Origin of the sequence: Hymenobacter profundi (assembly GCF_019334315.1) — a bacterium.
In the GTDB taxonomy this organism is placed as follows: Bacteria; Bacteroidota; Bacteroidia; order Cytophagales; family Hymenobacteraceae; genus Hymenobacter; species Hymenobacter profundi.
The window spans coordinates 1-21,295 of sequence record NZ_JAHWGL010000064.1 but is presented as its reverse complement, the minus strand read 5'-3'; the positions used below and the strand labels follow the sequence as shown (position 1 = coordinate 21,295).

At 54.1% G+C, this 21,295-nt stretch carries 19 protein-coding genes; 11 read left to right on the top strand and 8 right to left on the bottom strand.

Annotated elements, in window-relative coordinates; all coding sequences use genetic code 11:
* The first annotated feature begins 217 nt into the window (after positions 1–217).
* Entirely contained in the window at positions 218–1,663 is a 1,446-nt protein-coding gene (locus KYK14_RS14625) for an alpha/beta hydrolase family protein (protein WP_219159806.1), read from the top strand.
* Between the two features lie 127 nt (positions 1,664–1,790).
* Here the strand turns inward: KYK14_RS14625 and KYK14_RS14620 are convergent, their stop codons facing one another.
* The gene (locus tag KYK14_RS14620; RefSeq protein WP_219159804.1) at positions 1,791–2,441 is read right to left on the bottom strand and encodes an SGNH/GDSL hydrolase family protein; all 651 of its coding nucleotides are present in this window, start codon (positions 2,439–2,441) and stop codon (positions 1,791–1,793) included.
* Between the two features lie 297 nt (positions 2,442–2,738).
* On the opposite strand from KYK14_RS14620, the gene KYK14_RS14615 reads away from it, so the two are divergent.
* Positions 2,739–4,181, top strand: a complete 1,443-nt coding sequence (locus KYK14_RS14615; protein WP_219159802.1) for an alpha/beta hydrolase family protein — start codon at positions 2,739–2,741, stop codon at positions 4,179–4,181.
* A 7-nt stretch (positions 4,182–4,188) separates the two neighbouring features.
* Here KYK14_RS14615 and KYK14_RS14610 read toward each other — a convergent pair whose 3' ends face one another.
* On the bottom strand, positions 4,189–5,469 hold the full coding sequence (locus tag KYK14_RS14610) for an MFS transporter (protein WP_219159800.1): 1,281 nt from the start codon (positions 5,467–5,469) through the stop codon (positions 4,189–4,191).
* Between the two features lie 503 nt (positions 5,470–5,972).
* On the opposite strand from KYK14_RS14610, the gene KYK14_RS14605 reads away from it, so the two are divergent.
* From KYK14_RS14605 to nth, 3 genes are all read left to right on the top strand, one after another.
* Positions 5,973–6,611 (top strand): RNA polymerase sigma factor, encoded by a 639-nt coding sequence (locus KYK14_RS14605; RefSeq protein ID WP_219159798.1) that lies wholly within the window; start codon positions 5,973–5,975, stop codon positions 6,609–6,611.
* Positions 6,547–6,777 (top strand): anti-sigma factor, encoded by a 231-nt coding sequence (locus tag KYK14_RS14600; protein WP_187318453.1) that lies wholly within the window; start codon positions 6,547–6,549, stop codon positions 6,775–6,777. The genes KYK14_RS14605 and KYK14_RS14600 overlap by 65 nt, the downstream gene beginning before the upstream one ends.
* 109 nt (positions 6,778–6,886) lie before the next feature.
* Positions 6,887–7,591, top strand: coding sequence for an endonuclease III (nth, locus tag KYK14_RS14595; protein ID WP_219159796.1), 705 nt, complete (start codon positions 6,887–6,889; stop codon positions 7,589–7,591).
* A gap of 43 nt (positions 7,592–7,634) precedes the next feature.
* Here the strand turns inward: nth and KYK14_RS14590 are convergent, their stop codons facing one another.
* Entirely contained in the window at positions 7,635–8,864 is a 1,230-nt protein-coding gene (locus KYK14_RS14590) for a glycosyltransferase family 4 protein (RefSeq protein ID WP_219159794.1), read from the bottom strand.
* 90 nt (positions 8,865–8,954) lie between these two features.
* A complete protein-coding gene (gene gldB, locus KYK14_RS14585; RefSeq protein ID WP_219159792.1) occupies positions 8,955–9,962 on the bottom strand; it encodes a gliding motility lipoprotein GldB in 1,008 nt (335 codons plus the stop codon).
* A gap of 105 nt (positions 9,963–10,067) precedes the next feature.
* On the opposite strand from gldB, the gene KYK14_RS14580 reads away from it, so the two are divergent.
* A complete protein-coding gene (locus tag KYK14_RS14580) occupies positions 10,068–10,769 on the top strand; it encodes a porin family protein (protein WP_219159790.1) in 702 nt (233 codons plus the stop codon).
* 218 nt (positions 10,770–10,987) lie between these two features.
* Here KYK14_RS14580 and KYK14_RS14575 read toward each other — a convergent pair whose 3' ends face one another.
* The 3 genes from KYK14_RS14575 to KYK14_RS14565 all read right to left on the bottom strand — a co-directional run bounded on the left by KYK14_RS14575 (position 10,988) and on the right by KYK14_RS14565 (position 14,272).
* Positions 10,988–12,595, bottom strand: coding sequence for an Rne/Rng family ribonuclease (locus KYK14_RS14575; protein ID WP_185282341.1), 1,608 nt, complete (start codon positions 12,593–12,595; stop codon positions 10,988–10,990).
* Positions 12,596–12,988: 393 nt separating this feature from the next.
* Positions 12,989–13,888, bottom strand: a complete 900-nt coding sequence (locus tag KYK14_RS14570; protein ID WP_185282340.1) for a tetratricopeptide repeat protein — start codon at positions 13,886–13,888, stop codon at positions 12,989–12,991.
* A 78-nt stretch (positions 13,889–13,966) separates the two neighbouring features.
* Positions 13,967–14,272, bottom strand: a complete 306-nt coding sequence (locus tag KYK14_RS14565) for an HU family DNA-binding protein (protein ID WP_185282339.1) — start codon at positions 14,270–14,272, stop codon at positions 13,967–13,969.
* 192 nt (positions 14,273–14,464) lie between these two features.
* On the opposite strand from KYK14_RS14565, the gene mutY reads away from it, so the two are divergent.
* The 4 genes from mutY to recG all read left to right on the top strand — a co-directional run bounded on the left by mutY (position 14,465) and on the right by recG (position 19,110).
* Positions 14,465–15,550, top strand: a complete 1,086-nt coding sequence (gene mutY, locus KYK14_RS14560; RefSeq protein ID WP_246601861.1) for an A/G-specific adenine glycosylase — start codon at positions 14,465–14,467, stop codon at positions 15,548–15,550.
* Positions 15,551–15,642: 92 nt separating this feature from the next.
* On the top strand, positions 15,643–16,068 hold the full coding sequence (locus KYK14_RS14555) for a single-stranded DNA-binding protein (protein WP_185282338.1): 426 nt from the start codon (positions 15,643–15,645) through the stop codon (positions 16,066–16,068).
* Positions 16,069–16,319: 251 nt separating this feature from the next.
* A complete protein-coding gene (gene gldD / locus KYK14_RS14550) occupies positions 16,320–16,916 on the top strand; it encodes a gliding motility lipoprotein GldD (RefSeq protein ID WP_185282337.1) in 597 nt (198 codons plus the stop codon).
* A gap of 94 nt (positions 16,917–17,010) precedes the next feature.
* Entirely contained in the window at positions 17,011–19,110 is a 2,100-nt protein-coding gene (gene recG / locus KYK14_RS14545; RefSeq protein WP_219159788.1) for an ATP-dependent DNA helicase RecG, read from the top strand.
* Positions 19,111–19,170: 60 nt separating this feature from the next.
* Here the strand turns inward: recG and KYK14_RS14540 are convergent, their stop codons facing one another.
* A complete protein-coding gene (locus KYK14_RS14540) occupies positions 19,171–19,419 on the bottom strand; it encodes a hypothetical protein (protein ID WP_185282335.1) in 249 nt (82 codons plus the stop codon).
* 343 nt (positions 19,420–19,762) lie between these two features.
* Here KYK14_RS14540 and KYK14_RS14535 point away from each other — a divergent pair, with 343 nt between their 5' ends.
* Positions 19,763–21,211 carry a hypothetical protein gene (locus tag KYK14_RS14535; RefSeq protein ID WP_219159786.1) on the top strand — a complete coding sequence of 483 codons (1,449 nt, stop codon included), beginning with the start codon at positions 19,763–19,765 and terminating at the stop codon, positions 21,209–21,211.
* Positions 21,212–21,295: the final 84 nt, after the last annotated feature.

Here is a 21,295-nt window from a genome sequence, read left to right as displayed (position 1 = left end):
AATCAGTTCTGACAGCACGCAAAGCCGCCGCCACTGCCTGCCTAAACGCAGTACCGCAACACGTGCCGACGCAACTTTTCGGCCTTTGTGGGCGCTATTTTGGGGAGTATGGCTGTTATAGTTAAGCTGATGAGGAGTGACACTGCGGCCTTTCAGGTAGCCTATTTTTCTTATTTCTTTCGTTTCTGAACACCCCGCGGGGCCCTTTCCACTGTATATGCGCTTTTCTTCATTTGGTAGTTTACTAGTCGCCTTGCTTGGTGCATCTACGGCTTTTGGGCAGCGGCCCACGGCCAACCTTTCCGGTCAATGGAGTGGCAATCTGCGCATCCCCACCGGGGCTACCCTGCAACTGCAACTAAACGTGCAGGACCAAAGCGGCCGTCGCACGGCCACCCTCGACATCCCTACCCAGAACGCGCGAAACATCGCCGTAGACCGGGTAGAAACCAAAGGTGATAGTCTGCTGCTCACGGTGTCGGCCATCCGGGCTCGCTTTGCCGGGAAGGTGGCTCCCGATGGTAGTACACTACGCGGCTTCTGGCGCCAGAACAACGCCAAGCTGCCCCTCACATTCCAGCACACTTCTACTACTGCGGCCACTGCTGCCGCACCCGCCGCGAAGCGTAGCGGCAAGGCCGGCCGGCCGCAAGAGCCGCAGGCGCCGTTTTCGTATCAGGCCGAGGAAGTCCGTTTCACCAATAAAAGCGCTGGCGTCACGCTGGCTGGCACGCTTACCCTACCGCCCGGCAAAGGTCCGTTTCCGGCGGCTGTGCTGCTCACCGGCTCCGGCCCCCAGGACCGCGACGAAGCCGTGTTCGGTCACAAGCCATTCCTCGTGTTAGCTGACTACCTCACCCAGCAGGGCATTGCCGTACTGCGCTTTGATGACCGGGGGGTAGGCAAATCGACGGGCAACGCCACTACCGCTACCCTCACCGATTACACCCAGGATGCGGAAGCCGCTATGGCCTTCCTGCGCAGCCGGCCCGATATCAACGCTAAGAAGGTAGGCGCGATTGGGCACAGCGAAGGCGGCACAGCCGGCGTGCGCACGGCCAGCCAAGCGCAGGCCCCAGCTTTTTTGGTGCTGCTGGGTATGGCCGGCGTACCGGGTAGCGAAGCGGTGGTGCAGCAGGCGCTGGCCAATGCTCGTCTCAAGACCAAAGACCCCAAAATCCTGGCTGGTGTAGAGCAGCGTCAGCGCGCCCTCATTGCCATCAGTCAGCGCGTAGCCGATGTTCAGCAGGCACAGAAGCAAATGATAGCCGTGCTGATGCCCGATATTTCCCTACCCGCCGAGCAGATGAACCAGCTCCGCGCCGCCGCCGCCGGCCAGGCCGCCGCCATGACTACCCCCGCTTTCCGCGCGCTGCTCGTCGACAACCCTACCCAAACACTGCGCGCCGTGAAATGCCCGGTGCTGGCTCTGGGCGGCGCTAAAGATATGCAGGTGATTTCCAACACCAACCTCGCTTCTATCGAAAAAACCCTCAAAAGCAGCGGCAACCGCGATGTGACCACCCGCGAGCTGCCCGGCCTCAACCACATGTTCCAGACCGCTCCTACCGGGGCCATTTCGGAGTACGGGCAGATCGAGGAAACATTTTCGCCCGCTGCCATGCAGGCCATTAGTAGCTGGATTCTATCCCGCACGAAGTAAATTCTAAAAACAGCAAAAAGCCCCCGCATCACCTTAGGTGCGGGGGCTTTGCTTTTTACACGGAACGTCGTGCTGGGGTTGAACCCCTGGCAAGGGTAGGCGACGCGGGCGGCCGACCAGCAGGCGGCTACTTTTTCAGGTAGGGTTGTAGTTGCTTGGTCCAGATGGCGTAGCCGGCGGGCGTCATGTGCAAGCTGTCGGACACGTATAGTTCCGGGCGCGGGCGGCCGTTTTTACCGAGCATTGCGGGGCCGAAATCCACATAGCGCAGGTGCTGTGGGTGGCGGTCGATGTAGGCTTTGATCTTGGCGTTGGCCTGCTGCATCTGCGGGTAGAGCTTCCAGCGCGACGGGCTTGGTTTGATAGCCAGATATACTAGCTCCACGCCGGGCAGGTCGCGGCGCATGCGGCTTTTGAAAGCCAGGAAAGACTGGTACACTTCCTCTACCGTGTTGCCAGCGTTGATGTCGTTGTCGCCCTCATATAAGATCACCTGTTTGGGTTTGTATTTCAGTACGAGCTGATCGAAATAATGATTGGCATCGGGGAAGCGAGAGCCGCCAAAACCTCGGTTAAGAACGGGGTAGCCCGCAAAATCCTGCTGCAACGTCTCCCACTTGCGCACCGACGAGCTGCCAGTGAAGACGATGGGCGCCACGGGCGGCTTTTGCAGACTATCCTGCTGAGTGAAGGCTTTGATTTCGCCTACCCACTGCCCAAAATTGAGCGGCGCGGCGCGGCGCGGCGCCTGCGCCCACACCACAACGGGCAACAGCAAAAGAAATCCTAATAAGAAACAACGAGAACGGGTGGAAAGCAACATACAGTGCAGCAAACAAAAGAGAACAGAAAGTGAATACTACAGCCAACATACACAGATGTAATCATATAAGCCGATACCTACGCAGGACCTACGTCGAGCAAACAGCTCACTTGGTAGCTCCTCATACTGCTCTCATCGGATATAGTGTGCGTTTTCAAACCTAAATAGGACGTTGGCAAGATTCTGGCATTTAGCACTTTTTTACCAAGAATATGCTCATACCGCCGCAGTTCGGTATTTGATTTTCACTTTATGACCAAAGCTTTACGTTTCGCGTTTCTCTTATTTCTTCTTTTACCATACGCCTTGCGGGCCGCCGACGCTCCTCTGAATGGCCAATGGCAAGGACCACTCGCCGTACCAGGCGGCTCTCTGGATTTGCTGATTACGTTGGTCCCGCTTTCCAACGGCTCCTACTACGCCGCCCTGGATGTGCCCAAGCAGAAGATTAGCCGCATGCCGGTAGAGGTAGAGATAAAGGGCAGTGAAATTGCTTTGAAAATTGAGCAAGCGGGTAGCAGCTTCACGGGCCAAGTGCTGGAAGGTGGCCGGGTGCTGAAGGGCACCTGGAAGCAGCCTGGCCTTACGGCGCCGCTCACGCTGGAGCGCCGCGCCATGCCCACGGCCTCGGCGGCCGCTCTCACCCGCCTGACTCCGCCTTACCGCGAAGAAAACATCAAGTTCAACAACGCAACCGCCAACGTAAGCCTGAGTGGTACGCTCACGGTGCCGGCCGGACCGGGGCCTTTTCCGGCCGTGGTGCTGATTTCGGATAGTGGCCCGCAGGAGCGCGACGCGGCGGTGCAAGACTACCGCATGTTTGGGATGCTGGCCGACTACCTCACCCGCCGCGGCGTGGCCGTGCTGCGCTTTGATGACCGGGGGGTAGGCCAGTCGGGCGGGCGCTATTTCACCACGACCACTGCCGATTTGGTGACCGACGCGCAGGCCGCCATGCAGTATCTGCGGGCGCACAAGCTCATCAACCACCGCGACATTGGCCTTATCGGGCATGGCGAAGGGGCCAACGTGTCGTTGCTGGCCGCCGCGCAGCCGCAGCCTCCAGCTTTTGTGGTGGCTTTGGCTGGCTACGGACAGCTGGGCCACGAGGTGCTCTTGCATCAGCAGCTGGAAATTATGCGCCTCATTGGGGCCGATCAAACTCAGGTGAAGGCGGCCATTGAGTTGTACGAGCGCATGGTTACAATTATCCGGCAGACGCCCAACGATAACCAGGCCCGCGGCAAGGTGGCCGGCACGCTACGCCTCAACAACAGCCAGATTGACCCAACTATGGCCCGTGCCCGCGCCATTCAGCTCACGTCGCCCTGGTCACGTTTCTTCCTCGACTTTGACCCGCTCCGGTCCTTGCCCGATGTGCGCTGTCCCGTGCTGGCCCTGAACGGTACCGACGACCTACAGGTAGGCGCGGCCACCAACCTACCACTCTTGCAAAAGGGTCTGAAAAACAACCGCGACGTGACCGTGAAGAAACTTGCTGGCGTCAACCACCTGTTTCAGCCCGACCCGCAGGATTGGCCTTTGGTGAACGGACAGCAGCAGCCTAATTTCTCGCCCAAGGCACTGGATACCATTCGGGAATGGATTGCCAAGCGTACCACCGCGGCTCCATCGGCAGCGGCTCCGCAGAAGCCTGCCGCCAGCAAAACCAAGAACAACACGGCCAGCAAGTAGCTACAGCTTATTCGGCTGGTGCAGAGGTAGGCGCCGGGGTCAGGTCGAGGCGACGGAGTTTGTCGGCTTTGAAGGCGGTTAACAAGACTACTACAATCGTCATACCTCCACCGAAAACCACTGAGGGCACTACGCCCAGTAGCCGCGCCATCGCGCCCGACTCGAACGAGCCGATTTCGTTGCTGGAGCCAATGAAAATATTGTTGACAGCCGATACCCTACCCTTCATATACTCCGGCGTGAAGGTGTGCACCAGCGTTTGCCGCACAATCACCGATACGGAGTCGAACACGCCCGTCATAAATAGCAGAAACAACGACAGCCAGATATTAGTAGACAGCGCAAAGCCGATGGTGGCTACCCCAAAGCCCGCCACGGCCCACAGCAGCTTGCGCCCAGCCTGCTGATGCAGCGGGAAATAAGTGAGCACGGCCGCCATCAGCACCGAACCAATAGCTGGTGCAGCCTCCAAATGCCCCAGCCCATCAGCCCCCACCTTTAGAATATCCACGGCGAATACCGGCAGCAGCGCCACCGCACCGCCAAACAACACCGCAAATAAATCCAGCGACAGCGCAGCCAGTACTAGCTGGTTGCCCCAGATAAAGCGCAGGCCACTCAGTACGCTTTCCTGCAACGTGAGCTTGGCGCCCTCAATGGGGGGTAGGGGCCGCGAGGCAATCAGCATAAACTGCACGAGCGCCAGCACCAGCAGGCTTGATGCCACGGCATAGGAATTGGCAACGCCCAGATGCGCAATAAGGTAGCCACCGATTGCCGGCCCCAGCACCGCCGCTCCCTGGTAAGTGGTGCTGTTCCAGGTAATGGCATTGGAGAGCCGCTCGCGGCTGGGTAGCAATTGTGGCATAAAGGAAAACAGGGCCGGCCCCAGGAACCCGCGTGCAATGCCGCTCACAAATATCACCGCGTACAGCGGCAGGGTATGGAGCGAGCCGGGCGCTAGTAAATCCAGCCCCCAGGGCGAGGCAAAAAACCAGAGCGCCACCGCGCACAGCACCAGCACGGCCACTCCCGCCACAATAATGTTCTTGCGCCGCACCGAGTCGGCCACGTGCCCGGCGTAAAGCGACACCGCGATGCTGGGAATGGCTTCGGATAACCCAATCAGCCCGAGCGCCAAGGGGTCGTTGGTGATTTTAAAGATCTGCCAGCTCACGGCCAGCCCCTGTACACGGGTAGCAATAGTGTAGCAAATGCGTGCCGAAATCAACCGGCGAAAATCTGGAATCCGCAGGGCGGCATACGGGTCGTGGAGGGGTGCCGACATGCAAACAAATCGAAAAGGATAGGGAACGAATGCCAAAAGTAACCTGAAACCCTGGCTGCCCTACTCCTCGCTACTTGCCCTTACTCTTTCTAGACTAGCTTCTTCGGTTACACGCCACACTATGTACACGGAAAATAGTCGATTTTGCAACGCGGCGCCCTCGTCACCTATTTTATTACCTTATTTTTCTTTTGCCCCTTTCGAGCAAATAAATGATTGAATAACCGCACTTTGCAAGTAGTTAAGAGCTAATAGTAACATAATTAATAAGCGAAGACATAATTTTTTATAAAACTCAAAATAATAGATATACTATATAAAATATTAAGGTTTCATAATGCACAAAAAAATATTCAGTTGGTGGCGTTCGGGCATTGCGTTTGGTATAACCATTCTTTACATTTGGTCTTCATCCATTGCTCATCTAGGAGCTACTCTCTGACATTCACCCGGTAACCCCACTCTATGGCCTGAAGCTCTACGTTCCTTAACTCGTAGCCTTTATGGAAACCATGCAGCCGAGCGATTCCGCTCTCATATCCCTTTACATTACCGGTAAAGAATCAGCTTTCGAAATCTTATTGGAACGGCATAAAAGCCGGGTGTTTACCACGATTATGCTAATCGTGCGCGACGAAGACGTGGCCGATGATTTGGTGCAGGACACCTTCATCAAGGCCATTCACACGATGAAAAGCGGGCGCTACAACGAAGAAGGGAAGTTCTCTTCCTGGATCTGCCGTATTGCGCACAATCTGGCCATCGACTTCTTCCGGCGCGAAAAACGTAGCCCTTTATTGAATCTGGATACAACAAGCCATGCCTTCAATTCGTTAAGTCTTGCGGAAGAGGGCGCGGAAGCGCAGCTCACCCGCGAGGAGACGTACGCCCGGCTCCGGGAGTTGATTCAGGACCTGCCAACGGCCCAGAAGGAAGTGCTCATCATGCGCCATTACGGCGACATGAGCTTCCAGGAAATAGCCGATGCCACGGGAGTCAGCATCAACACCGCACTGGGTCGTATGCGCTACGCGCTGATCAACCTGCGGAAAAAGATGGCCGCGCAATCCGTGTTCTATGATCAAAACCTTTACTCAAGAGAAGCTGCTCCAGTACGTGTACAACGAGCTGCCAGCGAATGAACAACAGGCCCTGGAGCAAGCGCTCCAGCACGACCCCGAGCTAGCCGCGCAGTGCGCCGACCTCCTGCTAACGTTACGTGCCCTTACGGCCGTTCGCCAAGCGCCTAGCGAAGCCGCTACCCAAAATATTCTGCGCTACTCGCGTACGTTCCCGCATTCTTCCTAAAGGCTACCCTACCGAGCTACGTTCAGTCCCTGCGTTTCTGACCAGGCCCGAACGTAGCTCGGCGCGGTTATGTACTTTTGACCGATGTTTCTCACCGGTCCTTCTTTCTATGCGCAAGCCTGAGCGGTATCATCGCTTTCTGGAGTATTTCACTACGCACTTCCCCGCCCCCGAGACGGAGTTGCACTACGCCAATCCCTACGAGCTGATTGTGGCCGTAGTGCTCAGCGCTCAGTGTACCGACAAGCGCGTGAATCAAATAATGCCGGCCCTGATCCAGCAGTTTCCTACCCCGGCGCATCTGGCAGCGGCTTCGGCTGAGGAGGTTTTCCCCTTTATCCGCAGTGTTTCCTACCCTAACAACAAGGCGAAGCACTTAGCAGGCCTAGGTAAGATGCTGGTTGAGGACTTTGGCAGCGAAGTACCTAGTACCATTGAGGAGCTACAGCGCCTACCAGGGGTAGGCCGCAAAACGGCCAACGTAGTAGTATCGGTTATCTACAACCAGCCCGCTATGGCCGTGGACACTCACGTGTTTCGGGTGTCGCACCGATTAGGCTTGGTAAGCCGAACGGCTACCACGCCACTAGCGGTAGAGAAGGAATTGGTCCGCTACATTCCTGAGGAGCTGATTCCAAAAGCGCATCACTGGCTGATTTTACACGGCCGCTACATCTGCGTGGCCCGCACACCAAAGTGCAGCAGCTGCCCACTCACCGACTTTTGCCAGTATTATGCTACTCAAGTAGCTCCTGTTTTAGACACAGAAAAGCTTGTTTCGAGGCTAAAATCCCCTAAGAAGTCTGATATTTAGTACAACTTAGTTTAAAACAAGTATCTGCTAGTACAATCACAGATCATTGCTGTTTCGCGCTCTGCTCCAGAATATTCTGCATGGTAGCAGCGAGCTGCTGACGGTCGAAATAGTGCTGTGCTACTTGTTGCCCGGCTTGGCCAGCCGCCAAGACAGTAGCCGGTTCCGCCAGCAATTCTGCCACGCGTTCGGCCAACGCTGAGGCATTGCTGGCTGGCACGTACCAGCCGCAGTTGTGCGCTTCCACCAGTTCCTTGGTCCAGCCAGGATTCGTGACGATAACCGGCGTGCCTACCGCCAGACTATCGTATAGCTTGGCCGGCGAATTGGCATCTAGTACGGGCAGCCCCAGAAAAGAAACGACCGATAAATCGGCTAGCCGAAACCACGCGAAGACGGCGTGGCGGGCCTGCGGCGGTACCAGCCGGATAGCAACGCAACGGGCGGCCGCGGCCTGCACCAATGGCTCATCGTAGCCGTGTCCCATAAACAGCCAAACCAGGGTAGGGTGGTCGTCAGCTAGTTGCTCGGCGGCGGCCAGCAGGGTAGGGATATCGTTGGCTCGGCCGAAGGTGCCAGCGTACAATATTACCCGTCGGTTTTGCAAATCATATTCCTGTCGGAGCGTAGCTACGGCTTCATCGGTGGCTAGTGCGGCCAGCTCCAAATCAGTACCATTGAGGATGGTTGTTACTTTCCCTTCTCCAAAACGCCATTTCCTACCTTTCGCCAACTCTGCTTCAGTGACGGTGCTGCTCATATCCGGCGAAAGCGTCACGATGTGCTGCGCCGAGCGGTACAAGCCGTATTCCATCTGATGCAGACGCCGCTGCGCCCACTTGTTCGGAACAGCGCCCATGGCAATCGGGAAAGCGGGCCATAGGTCTTGCACTTCGAACACCCACGGCACCCCACGCAGCCGCGCCACCTGCGCAGCGGCCCACGCGGCCGTCAGCGGGGTCGAAATTCCCCAAATAACGTCGGGCGTATCGATGCACAGGCCTTCGCGAATGGCGTAGGCGGCGTAGCGGCCGAAAGACAATAGCCGCCGCCCTACCCCCATCTTGTTTTCGTACGACACCGCTGCATTACGCACCTCTACCCCTTCCGGTATCCAAGGGTAGCGGTGCGTGATGCGCAGTCGCTCCCACGTGTTCGTCGTAATCAGCGTGATACGATGCGTGCGCGCCAAATGAGCCAGCAACGTGTAGTGCCGGCTGGTGGCCGGGCAATCGGGGTTGGTGTGGTGCTGGCTGAATACGGCGATGTGCATGCTAATCAATTAAAAACCAAGAGTTAGAAATTAAAAGCTGCCCGAGCGTATATAGTCCGTCGAGACGGCTTTTAACTCAACTCCTAATTTTTAATTCCTCTTCGGCTTGTAGTGCGAGTCGTTGAGGATGCGCTGGACGTCGCGCTGGGCCATGAGCTGCGGCAGGGTTGTTTCGGGGTGCTGCTCCATGTATTTGCGCACAATCTGCAAGCCCACCCAGGCGCCCAGGCGGCCGGGTGCCGTCTTGTCTATTTCGGGTGTAGCGGGCCGTTCGCCAATGTACTTTTTGATAACGAATGGGTCGGCTGTATACAGCAGATTCTTCTCGATGAAGTGCGCCCAGATTTTTCCCTCGTTGAACTGCACACCGACTAGCTCCTTATTTGTATAGCCCATCAGCAGCGAATCGGGCGTACAGGGCAGCATTTTTTCGGCGAAGTAAAGGCTTTTGCCAAACTGCACCATGTCGCGTAGCATGGTATGATTGCCGGTCAAAGCGCGGTTGTACTTGCTGGAAATGGTGAGGGCCAGCGCCGGCAGCACGTGCGCAGGGGTATAGCGTCGGTTGATATAGGCCGGCACATCGGCACGGTAAGAGGCAGTAGGCCCCACAAAGAAATCCAGGCTGAGCACAATCAGGCTGTCGTTGGCAAATAGCGCATCCTTTTCTGGCTCCTTACCTAAGCCGCTCACAAAGGTCTTCACTGGCGGCACCCGAAAACTGGGGTAGTAGTAACGCACGTGCTGAAACAAGCCACGCAGTTGTTGCTGCAAGCTATCCGTGTTCTGAAAGGCGGCCTCCGTCTCGCGGCCTAGCTTCTGCAAGCCAGCGTTGGTAGCCAATTGGGTCATGGTTTGCGCCAATTGCTCAGAACCGTAGCGTCCTTCCAGCAAGTATTGACGCGCAAACAGCGGATGCTGAACCAAAAACTGCTGGGCTTCGGCCAGGTTTTTGATTTGAAAAAATGGCTTTTCCAATCGTTCCAGCTGCACTGGCACCTCTACTTTTGCTATGTCGGGATTCTGTTCGCAGTCGGAGCCAGTAGAGCAGGCCGTGAGCAGGAATCCGCCCAGCAGGGACACTAGCAAAGAACGCATCGGGATTAGGTTGTACATCACACGTATATTTGAGGCGAAAATAGCCAAAAGCAAACGCTACGCCGTTTGCTTTCTTTTCTTACTGCCGATAATTCGGCCCGCTCTATGAAAAAACTTCTGCTTGCCCTGGGTGTAACCTTTCTGACCGCTGGCGCAGCTTCTGCTCAGGTCGAAATTGGCCTGAAAGTTTCGCCTTCTATCACCAATCTTCGGGCCGATTCGCCCCGCAATGGTACAGGAGCTACGGGCTTCAAAAACGAGAAATCGAAGGTAGGCTTCGGAGGTGGGGTTATCATCGATTACTTTTTTGGTCAAAACTATGCCTTCAGTTCCGGCTTGTTCCTGACCGGCAAAGGTGGCACCGTTTCCTACCTCGATCCAGCTAAGAACCTGCGCTACGAGCAGAAAATAGGGATTCAATACCTCGAAGTGCCTATTTCGCTGAAACTGTTTACCAATGATATTTCGGAAGGCACGAAGGTTTATTTTCAGGTAGGCGGCACGCTGGCCGGCGCCATTGCCGCCCGCATCGACGGCGAAAAATATTACACTGATCCTGGTACTAGCACTCCTGGCACCCCCCCTACCGAAAGCCGTGCCAGCAAGCACGTTATCATTCCGGATGTGGGCCTGCTGGGTGGTGCCGGGGTAGAGTACCTGCTAGGCCAAAGCACCCGCTTGATAGCAGGTCTCTCCTACCATCACGGCATCGTTAACATTGACCGGTACTTTGATAACACCCGTAAATTCAACAACGTCACGCTAAAAAATAGTGAAGTAGCGCTGGATTTGGGGATTAAGTTTTAACCCAGCGAAGTAAAATAGGTCTGTCCTCTTGAGCTTGCGAAGGACCTTATGCCCGTTGAACGACCATCGTACCAACAACTCGTTCTAGCGTGATAAGGTCCTTCGCAAGATCAGGAGGACAGATGCATTCTAATGCAAAACCCACCATTGAAAAGCCCGCCCTACTCTCGGAGTAAGGCGGGCTTTCTTCTTATTCAGGGGAGATTTTCGCAGAAAAATCAGTCCGTTATTTCTATTTCGCGGTCTTGCATGCGGCTCATGGCCGCTGCGGCTGAGTGCAGTTCGATGTCCTCGCCGTGCTCGTCCTCGATGCGGTAGTCGGTGAGGCCCAGACTGGTGTCCTTCATCACCTTCACCCACTTATAGTATTTCAAGTACCACTTCATCTGCCTCGATACCAGACCTTTGGTGTAGTAAGCATGCAGGAAAGGATGTACGTAGAGCGTAATACCCGACTGGTTTTGCGTCAGCAGCAAATCATCAATGCTGTTGTCGATTTCGTCGGTGACCAAGATAGAAGCTGAGATTTTGCCGGTACCGCCGCAGGTAGGGCACACCTCGCCGGTTACGATGGCCTCGGCGGGGCGCACGCGCTGCCGCGTAATTTGCAGCAGCCCAAACTTAGTAATGGGCAGAATAGTGAACCGTGCTTTGTCGTGCTTCATCACGTCGCGCACAGCGTCCTCCACCTTCTTGCGGCTCTCCGCCGACTTCATATCAATGAAGTCGACGACGATGATGCCGCCCATGTCGCGCAGGCGTAGTTGTCGGGCTACTTCTTTGGCCGCCAACATGTTAATCATGAGGGCTGTGGCCTCCTGGTCGCCTTCCTGGTTACTTTTGTTGCCTGAGTTTACGTCAATAACGTGCAGAGCCTCAGTATGTTCAATCACCAGATAGCCACCACCAGGCACCGACACCGTTTTGCCAAACAGCGTTTTCAGCTGTTTCTCAATATTGTGCTGCTCAAACACTTTCACCTTGCCGGTGTGGAGCTTGAGTAGCCCTAGCTTGTCGGGGGCAATTTTTTGGAGGTAGCCGCGCATCTCGTCGTGCAAAGCCGGCGAGTCTACGATGATGGAATCAAACGACTCGTTGAGCATGTCGCGCAGCATGGAGCTGCTACGGCCCAGCTCGCCCAAAATCTTATCGTTCGGCTTGGCCTTACGCAGGGTTTGGAAGAGCTGTTCCCAATTATCGATCATGCTTTGCATGTCCTTATCTAGCTCGGCCACCTCGCGCCCTTCGGCCACAGTGCGGATAATAACCCCGAAATTATCAGGCTTAATAGACTGAATAAGGCGCTTGAGCCGGTCGCGCTCCGTGCGGCTCACGATTTTCTTAGAAACGCTGATAACGTTGGAAAACGGTACCAGCACCAGATAGCGCCCTGCCATCGAAATATCGGTAGATAGACGCGGTCCTTTGGTAGAGATTGGCTCCTTCACGATCTGCACTAGCAGTTGCTGGCCTTTTTTGAGCGTGTCGGCTACCTTTCCTACCTTATCAAGTGGCCCTTCAAACTGAAATGTTTTGAGCGGGCCAACGGCAATTTTCTGCGATTGTACGCCTTTCACCCACTTATTCAGCGACGGGAAGTTCTCTCCCAAGTCGCCGTAGTGCAGAAAAGCGTCTTTTTGATACCCGATATCAATGAACGCGGCGTTCAGACCGGGCATAACTTTCTTGACCGTACCCAGGAAAATGTCGCCAACGGAATAGTTGGTGTCGTTGCGGTCGAAATGATATTCGAGCAACCGTTTATCCTGAAGCAGGGCAATTCGTTCTCCCTCCTGAGTAGAATTAATGATTAATTCGTTACTCAATGGATTAGGTTAATTAAGCAACTCCCTGGCCGGCAAAACCCTACACTACCCGAAACCCGCAAAGGGAAGCCAGTGCGCACGGCACCAGCTTCCCTTTCAGGCCACGGGGAAAGCATACGGCTAGCCACTCTCGGGGAATTTATATGAGAGATAGACGGACATTTCCTACGTCGGAAACAGCCGCCAGCAGACCCCGGAAGGCTTACTTCTTCTTATGACGATTCTTGCGTAGACGCTTCTTCCGCTTGTGGGTGGCAATCTTATGACGCTTTCTCTTTTTACCGCAGGGCATGAGTTGATGGGTTAAGGGTTAAAACTTGAATTACGTAGACTTTGGGAAACCTCGTACCAGCCGAGGGACGGCAAAGGTACGGATTTCATTCCGTAGCTTCTTTATTGCAGCTTTTGCAGTTGTTCGGCAATTGAGGCAGCCAAGCCAGGGTCGTTACTTAGGCTTTTGGCCCTAGCAAACGCAGCCTTTGCTTCCTCCTTGGCACCAGTTTGAGCCAAGGCAACGCCCAGGTAGAACTGCCCTTCCACATTATTGGGATGGGCAGCAGTCAATTCCCGAAAGCGCTCCACTGCTTTGTCGTACTGATTGCTTTGCATCGAAAGCAGCCCGAGGTTGTAGAGCGCCTTTTCATTTTTAGGGTCAGCGGCAATTACTTCCCGCAACAACGTGACGCCCTGCACTGGGTTGTCGCTGGCCATGTAGGCCATACCCAGGTTAGTTTTTGCGTTCAGGTTGTCGGGGTTGTTTTTGAGCACCCGCTCATACAACTCCCGCGATTTGGCGCCCAGCATCTTACCCCGCTCAGCGGTAGCCGCAAAGCTAAAGGCTTCGAAATACTCGTCGGCAGCACGCTGCCAGGCTTGCTCACCGGGCCGGGCCAAGGCCACTTGCTCGTAGTAATAGCCTGCGCTATCAAACTTTTCGACTGCCTTGTATTGCTTTGCCAAATCGGTGGCCAAGCGAAGCTTGGTGTCGCGGTCGGTGGTAACATTGTATTGCCCTAGCAAACCGTTAATGCTGCTCCGTTGCTGAGACGTAAGCGACATGTGGGGCTGCTCTGGGGTAGCACCGGCTGGTCGGCCATCGGCTTCTACTGAAGCTGTGGAAGGCGCAGCAGCTCCCTGGTCGCGATTGGCGGTGCGGGCAGCTGTTTGAGCCGTCAGCTCGCTTTCACCCTGTTTGGGCTTCACAATTACCTTCGGCAACAGAAACAACGCAATAACCAGGGCAACGGCTATAGCAACAACAGTGAGCTGGTGAGAAGATTTTGATCGGGCCATGCAGAAAAAGCAGGCCGTCGGGTAGTTCCCAAGAAAGGGCGCCCGACGGCTCCGCCGCAATAGTACAACAACAAAAAGTTAGGCGTTAGCCGTTTCTTTGATCTTTTTGCTGTTCTTGATTTTGCCAATGAATGTTTTCGACGGCTTGAAGCTCGGAATAAAGTGCTCGTCGATGATGATCGAGGTATTTTTCGAGATGTTGCGCGCCACTTTCTTTGCCCGCTTCTTGTTTACGAAGCTACCGAAGCCGCGCACGTAGATGTTGTTGCCTTCGGCCATCGAGTCCTTTACTACTTTAAAGAAGGCTTCAACGGTTGCGGACACGTCTGCTTTCTCAATGCCAGTTTTATCGGCAATTTCGGCGATTACTTCTGCTTTAGTCACGCTGGTAAGTGTACTATGGAGTGAAAAAATGTACTGGGCAATTTCCCCGTTCAACACGTAAGCCTTTGCCCACTAGGCTGTTCGCTTCCGAATTGGGGCCACAAAGGTAGGTTGCTTTTTTGGTTTTCCAATTTTTTTCCCACAATCCCGGCCTCTGTCCTATTTTTTGACAAGTCTTTCTGACTCACTGTTTTGAACAACGTTCCTCCTACTTCTGTTCATTCCGCTTTCGCGATTACCCTGCTCAACTGGTATCCGCGCCACCGCCGCGACCTACCTTGGCGCCACACTCGTGACCCGTATGCCATTTGGCTATCGGAGGTGATTTTGCAGCAAACCCGCGTGAAGCAGGGCCTGCCTTACTACCTCGATTTCATCAACTCCTACCCTACCGTGCAGGACTTGGCGACTGCTCCCGAAGATGAGGTGCTGCGCCATTGGCAGGGCCTGGGCTACTATTCCCGTGCTCGCAACATGCACCATACCGCCCAGCAGGTAGTGCGTGAGTACGGCGGCAAGTTTCCGACTACCTATGTCGAGTTGTTGAAGCTGCGCGGGGTAGGACAATACACTGCTGCCGCCATTGCTTCCTTTGCGTTCGACGAGAAAGTGGCGGTGCTGGATGGCAACGTGTTTCGGGTGCTGAGCCGCGTATTTGGCCTCACGCAGGATATTGCCGCGCCAGCCAGCCGCAAAGTGTTTCAGCAGTTAGCCGATACGCTGATTTCAGCCGATGCGCCAGCTGAGTTCAATCAAGCCATCATGGAGTTTGGAGCCATTCAATGTACGCCGGTGAAGCCAGACTGCCTGTTTTGCCCGTTGCAGGCGCAGTGCTATGCCTTCCAGCACGGCATGGTGGCCGAATTGCCCATCAAGAGCAAAGCCAAAGCAGCCCGCACGCGCTATTTTCACTACTTGGTACTACGTCACGCCGACAAGGTATACATGCGTAAGCGTACTGGCAAAGACATTTGGCAGGGCCTCTACGATTTCGCTTTGACGGAGACAGACTCAGCCGAGTTATCGGCGGTGGAGGTTTTGCGTCAGGTAGAAGCTTTGGGTGGTACGATAGTTTCAAATAGAGCCGAGGAACCTTCGGCGGCCTACCGGCACGTGCTTAGCCACCAGAAGCTGGAGGCCCGGTTCTACCCTATTCAGTTGCAGGCGGCTTTGCCTGTTGCGGCATTGCAGGAACTAGGGTTGGCCGCGTTCAGCGTTGCAGAAGTGGAGGCCTTACCTAAGCCCATTCTTATCACTAATTATATTAGCAAAAAGTGAAATAATTCAGCTAAAAAACTTGGAATATATATTTTCATCTATTACTTTTAGAACAGTAAATACTATGTCACACAGAACGAAAAAGTAACACTATGGCAGGCATCAACAAAGTCATCCTGATTGGCAATTTGGGCAAAGACCCGGAGATTCGGCATCTGGAAGGCGGCGTCAGCGTCGCAAACTTCACCCTGGCCACCAATGACTATTACAAAGACAAGCAAGGCAACCGCGTGGAGCGCACCGAGTGGCACAACATCACGGCGTGGCGCGGGTTGGCTGAAATGGCTGAGAAATTCTTGAAGAAAGGTCAGCAGGTGTACGTGGAAGGTAAGCTCCGCACACGCCAGTACCAGGACAAGGATAATCAGACGCGCTACATCACGGAGATTGTAGCCGATGAGCTAACTATGCTGGGCGGCCGCCCGCAAGGAGATGGTACTACCCCCGCGGCGGAGCAATCCGCCGCGGCTACGGTCACGTTCCGGCAAGAGCCGGAGCTTGACCAATTGCCGTTTTAATCTCTACCCTACCCGGCTTTTCTAAGCCTCGGCACGCTGCCGGGGCTTTTTGCGTTGTAGGGGCAGCTTGCAGCTGCCCCTCGTTGCTGATGTTGTTTAGAAGCAATTGAGTAAACTGCGAGAACAGGTAGGAACAGTGGAATTCTCAATTGCTGCTGACATTGTTTAAAACCTGCAAACAACGGGCGGCCATAATATGCCCCTACCGCCTTATCTGCTACCTTTACTACGTGAACTCTGCCTTGCTTCGTATGCCTGTTTCCGCTTCCCTACGTGGCCTTAGCGCCGCGCTGAGCTTTTTGCTGCTGGCAACCGGCTGCTCGTCGGCTCCCGATTACACGCCGAAACCCAAGGGCTACAACCGCATCGACCTGCCGCCGCATAGCTACCAGCAGTTGGCACCGGGACACCCGTATACGTTTCAGTATTCGCAACAAGCACGCATTCTGCGCGACTCTTCCTACCTGGCGCAGCCGCACTGGCTGAACATCTACTACCCCCAACTGCATGCCAACGTGCAGATTACGTACGCCGACTTAAAGGGGAACCATCAGCTTTACAATAAGCTATTGGAAGATGCGCGCAAGCTCACCAGCAAGCACGAAATAAAAGCAACAGCCATCGACGAGAGCACCATGAAAACGCCCAACGGCATGCGCGTGTCGGTGTTTGAGTTGCAGGGCGAAGTACCTAGTCAGTTTCAGTTCTACACAACTGATAGTACTCGACACTTCTTCCGGGGCGCGCTATATTTTCGTACCGCCACCGCCAACGACTCGCTGGCGCCGGTGATTGAGTACGTGAAGCAGGACGTAGTGAAGCTATTGAACACGTTGAAGTATCAATAATTTAGCTGTTAGCTAATAGCTGCTGGCTGTTAGCTTTCCGCAAACTCCTTTTTTTGAAGCGAATAGCTAACAGCCAATGGCTAACAGCTAGTAGATGAGTAATTTCTTTCAGACTAAAATAGAGTACCTGCGAGGCGTGGGCCTGCAACGGGCGCAGCTGTTGCAAAAGGAGCTAGGCATCTTCACCTACGGCGACCTGATTCAGCGCTACCCTTTCCGCTACCTCGACCGCACGCAGTTCTACAACATCGTGGACCTGCACGACGACCTACCTTTCGTGCAGGTGAAAGGCATCTTGCGAAACCGCGAGGTGATTGGCGAAGGCCCCAAGAAACGCATGGTGGCCAAGGTAGCCGACGCCAGTGGCGAGCTAGAGCTGGTGTGGTTTAAGGGAGTGAATTACCTGGAGAAGATTATCAAGAATCACCAGGAGTACATTGTATTCGGCAAGCCTACCATGTTCAACGGCCGGCCCCAGATGGCCCATCCGGAACTAGAGGAAGTGACGGAACAGAAGGCTGGCCAGAGCTTTTTGCAACCGGTATACAATACCACCGAGAAGCTCAAAAACTACCACCGCATCGATAGCAAAGCCATCATGCGCATGGTGGCCGACTTGCTGAAACTGGCCCTGCCTCAGGTAACGGAAACGTTGTCGCCCTACCTCATTCAGCAGTATGGCTTGATGAGCAAGGCCAACGCGCTGCAACAGATTCACTTTCCGCAGAGCACCGAGCTGTTGCAAGCTGCGCGCTTTCGCTTGAAGTTTGAGGAGCTATTCTATGTGCAGCTCAAGCTCCTGCGCCAGCGCGACCAGCGCAAGGTAGAGCTGGCTGGGCAGATCTTTAAGGAGGTGCCCTCGCTGGTGCATTTCTACAAGAACGTGATGCCCTTCGACCTTACCGGCGCGCAGAAGCGGGTTATTCACGACATCTACAAGGATTTTTGCTCAGGAAAGCAGATGAATCGCCTATTGCAAGGCGATGTAGGCTCGGGCAAAACCATCGTAGCGTTTATCTCCATGCTGATGGCTGCCGACAACGGTGCCCAAAGCTGCCTGATGGCTCCCACCGAAATCCTGGCCGATCAGCACTATACCGGTCTGAAGGTGTACGCTGATATGTTGGGCCTGAAAATCGGGCTGCTGACGGGGAGTACGCGCACGGCGGCGCGGCGGGTACTGCACGAGCAATTGCGCTCGGGCGAGATGCACATGCTGGTAGGCACGCACGCGCTACTGGAGGATGTAGTGCAGTTCCGCAACCTGGGCCTCACCATCATGGACGAGCAGCACCGGTTTGGGGTAGCGCAACGCTCGAAGCTGTGGCAGAAAAATCCGCATGTGATTCCGCATGTGCTGGTGATGACGGCCACACCCATTCCGCGCACACTCGCCATGACACTCTATGGCGACCTGGACGTGTCGGTAATTGACGAGCTGCCGGCCGGCCGCAAGCCCATCATCACAGTCCATCGTTACGACTCCAACCGCCTGAAAGTATTTCAGTTTCTGCGCGACCAGATCAACCTGGGTAGGCAGGTGTACATTGTGTACCCGCTGATTGAGGAAAGCGAGGCCATGGCCGACTATAAGGACCTAATGGACGGCTACGAGAGCGTAGAGCGAGCTTTCCCGGAATTTCAGATAAGCATTGTGCATGGGCGCATGACCGCTGGCGAGAAGGATGCCGAAATGCAGCGCTTCGTAGAGCGCAAAACCCAGATTATGGTGGCTACCACCGTAATTGAGGTAGGCGTGAACGTACCCAACGCCTCCGTGATGGTGATTGAAAGCACTGAGCGGTTTGGCCTTTCGCAGTTGCACCAGCTGCGTGGCCGGGTAGGACGCGGCGCCGACCAAAGCTACTGCATCCTGATGTCGGGCTACAAGCTTAGTAAGGAGTCACGCACCCGCATCGAAACGATGGTGCGCACCAACAACGGCTTCGAAATCGCCGACATCGACCTAAAGCTGCGCGGCCCCGGCGACTTGATGGGCACTCAGCAAAGCGGTGTACTGGACCTATTGATTGCCGACTTGGCTAAAGATGCCCGCATTTTAACAGAGAGCAGAGCTGCTGCTAATCAGCTTTTGCAAGAGGACCCTACCCTACAACTGCCCCAAAATCAGAATATCCGGCACCATATAGAGTCACTACCGGCTACGGCTGTCAACTGGAGCCGCATTAGCTGATGCCGTGGAAACGGTATCATACAAAAAAGACGACCTGATGGGTCGTCTTAAGGAAACTACTTACTGATTGACTACCTCATTGGTAGTGAAATAGGCGGGGGTAATTCGCCATGGCTGCTGGTTTTCCTGTACACTCACCACCTGAGGGTATAATTGGCGAGTGAAGAAAGAAATCGGCTGCGTGGAGGTTGCTTCTAACGATAACGAATCGGGGGCGATAGTGATAACTGCTTCAGGCGACTGCTGCTTTACGAGCTTGCCAACTACAAGTAAACCTGAAAGCAACAACGATTTTGCTAAGAACTTCATAAAGGAAAGGTATTTGTAGTCTTTCTGACACAAAGTTGAGACCAACTTCTGTGCATCACTTGTTTTTTTGTATTTAGCTAATCTTACTCTTCAGCACAACGTCACTTTTTCGCAAGCTTTGCACCGCACATTTTTCCTTTTCATTCCTGTATCCGGCTGCAAAGTAAAGGCATTTTCAGCTAATAGCGGTTAATCAAACTATTAAGCTTCTATGAAACTTACGCTTTGCAATAGACTATTTTTCGTCAGTCCGGCTCATATACGTAAACACCTGATAATTGGTCACTTTTGTGTACTGATTTTCACTGAATTTTTCCTGAAACCATCTTAAATTCCTTTGTCTGTGAGACTTACATTTTTGTCATTCAGCATCCTATTGGGCAGCACATTACTGGCTCCGAAGGTGGTGCAAGCACAGAAAACGAAATCGGTATCGTTTGCATACCTCCCCGAGCAATCATATGACCGATACAATCAACGTGTCTCCCAAAAGACCCTTTCTCAGTCGGATGGTGGTTTTTTAATTTTAGCACATAAATCAGTTTCGGGCTACGCCGTAGAGCGTTATGATGGCGAACTAAAACGTGTATGGAGTACCGATTTACCACTAACAGCGGAAGAAAGCATTGAAGGATTTGCGCAAAGCAACCAGCAAGCTACCGTAGTAATATACCGCAAAACTAGTGCGGCTCAGCAGCTCACAGCTTATACATTCGATCTGAAAACAGGTCAAAAAAGCGCCGGCAAGAAATTAATCGAAGCCGGTCTGCGTGACCGACGCCCAGGCGTTACTTTTTCACCGGATGGCACCCACACAATAGCGTGGCGCTACCTCACCCGCGAACAGCAAATAAAGGCTATCCTTGCCAATGTATATGACGCGCAGCTTTCCCAAGTGAAAGAGCGCACCTACGATTTCCATGATCAGGGTGCTTTTTTTTCCACTACCGTTAGCCTAGGCAACGATGGCACGCAGTACGTAACGCTGCTCAGCGACGGGATGAAAAAGCTGAGTGTGCGGCACTACCTTAATACCAGCACGGAGGTGAAGGTGATGTCGGTAGCGCTTGGGGGCGTGTTTGGCGGGCAGGAGGTGATGGTGTTCGATACGAAGTTTAGTCTGCAACCTGATAACACTTTGTACGCCGCTGCTATTTGTACCGAACGCAAAACCGGCCTTTATCACAGTCTGAAAGCCGTTCGATTTGACTTCACCGACGAGGGCGATATGAAGTTTGCGCCGGAAGTGAAGTTCTCGCCTGACTACTTAGCCGAGGTAAACAAAGCAACCCAAGGCACCAGCAAACGTCTAGAAGACATTTACTTGGCCCAGTTGCTTGTGAATGAGGATAAGCAACTGGTCATCATCGCGCAAAAACAGTACGAAGAAGGCGGCGAGAACTCACCGATTCATTCGCGGGAGTTGCACCTGTTTGGGTACAATGAGTTTTTGGCGCCACGCTGGCACACCATTATCAACAAAAACCAGGTAGCCCCACCCGCCGAAGCCTTCTCCAGCATCGGCTTTCGTGCGGCTATATTCGGCCCGGACCTGCAACTCCTGACGGAGGAGACCATCAAAGGGAAATCTGACCTATATGTGCGCCACGTGGACATGACAACCGGCGTAGTGCAAGAGCCAAAAGGATTAGGCTTGAAGGTAGCTAACGACCAAAACCTGGCTTACGTGAAGGACTTCACTACCTGGGCCGATGCCAAAACCATTATCGGTGTAAGCCGCCCAAGTAAGAAATCCGCCGCGTTGATGCTAAATAAGATTGTAGTGAAGTAATCTGAAACACGGATTCGCTCGAATTTGTCGGAATACACGGATTTCGTGGACGGCTGATCTACCGTAATGATTGATACAGAAAGA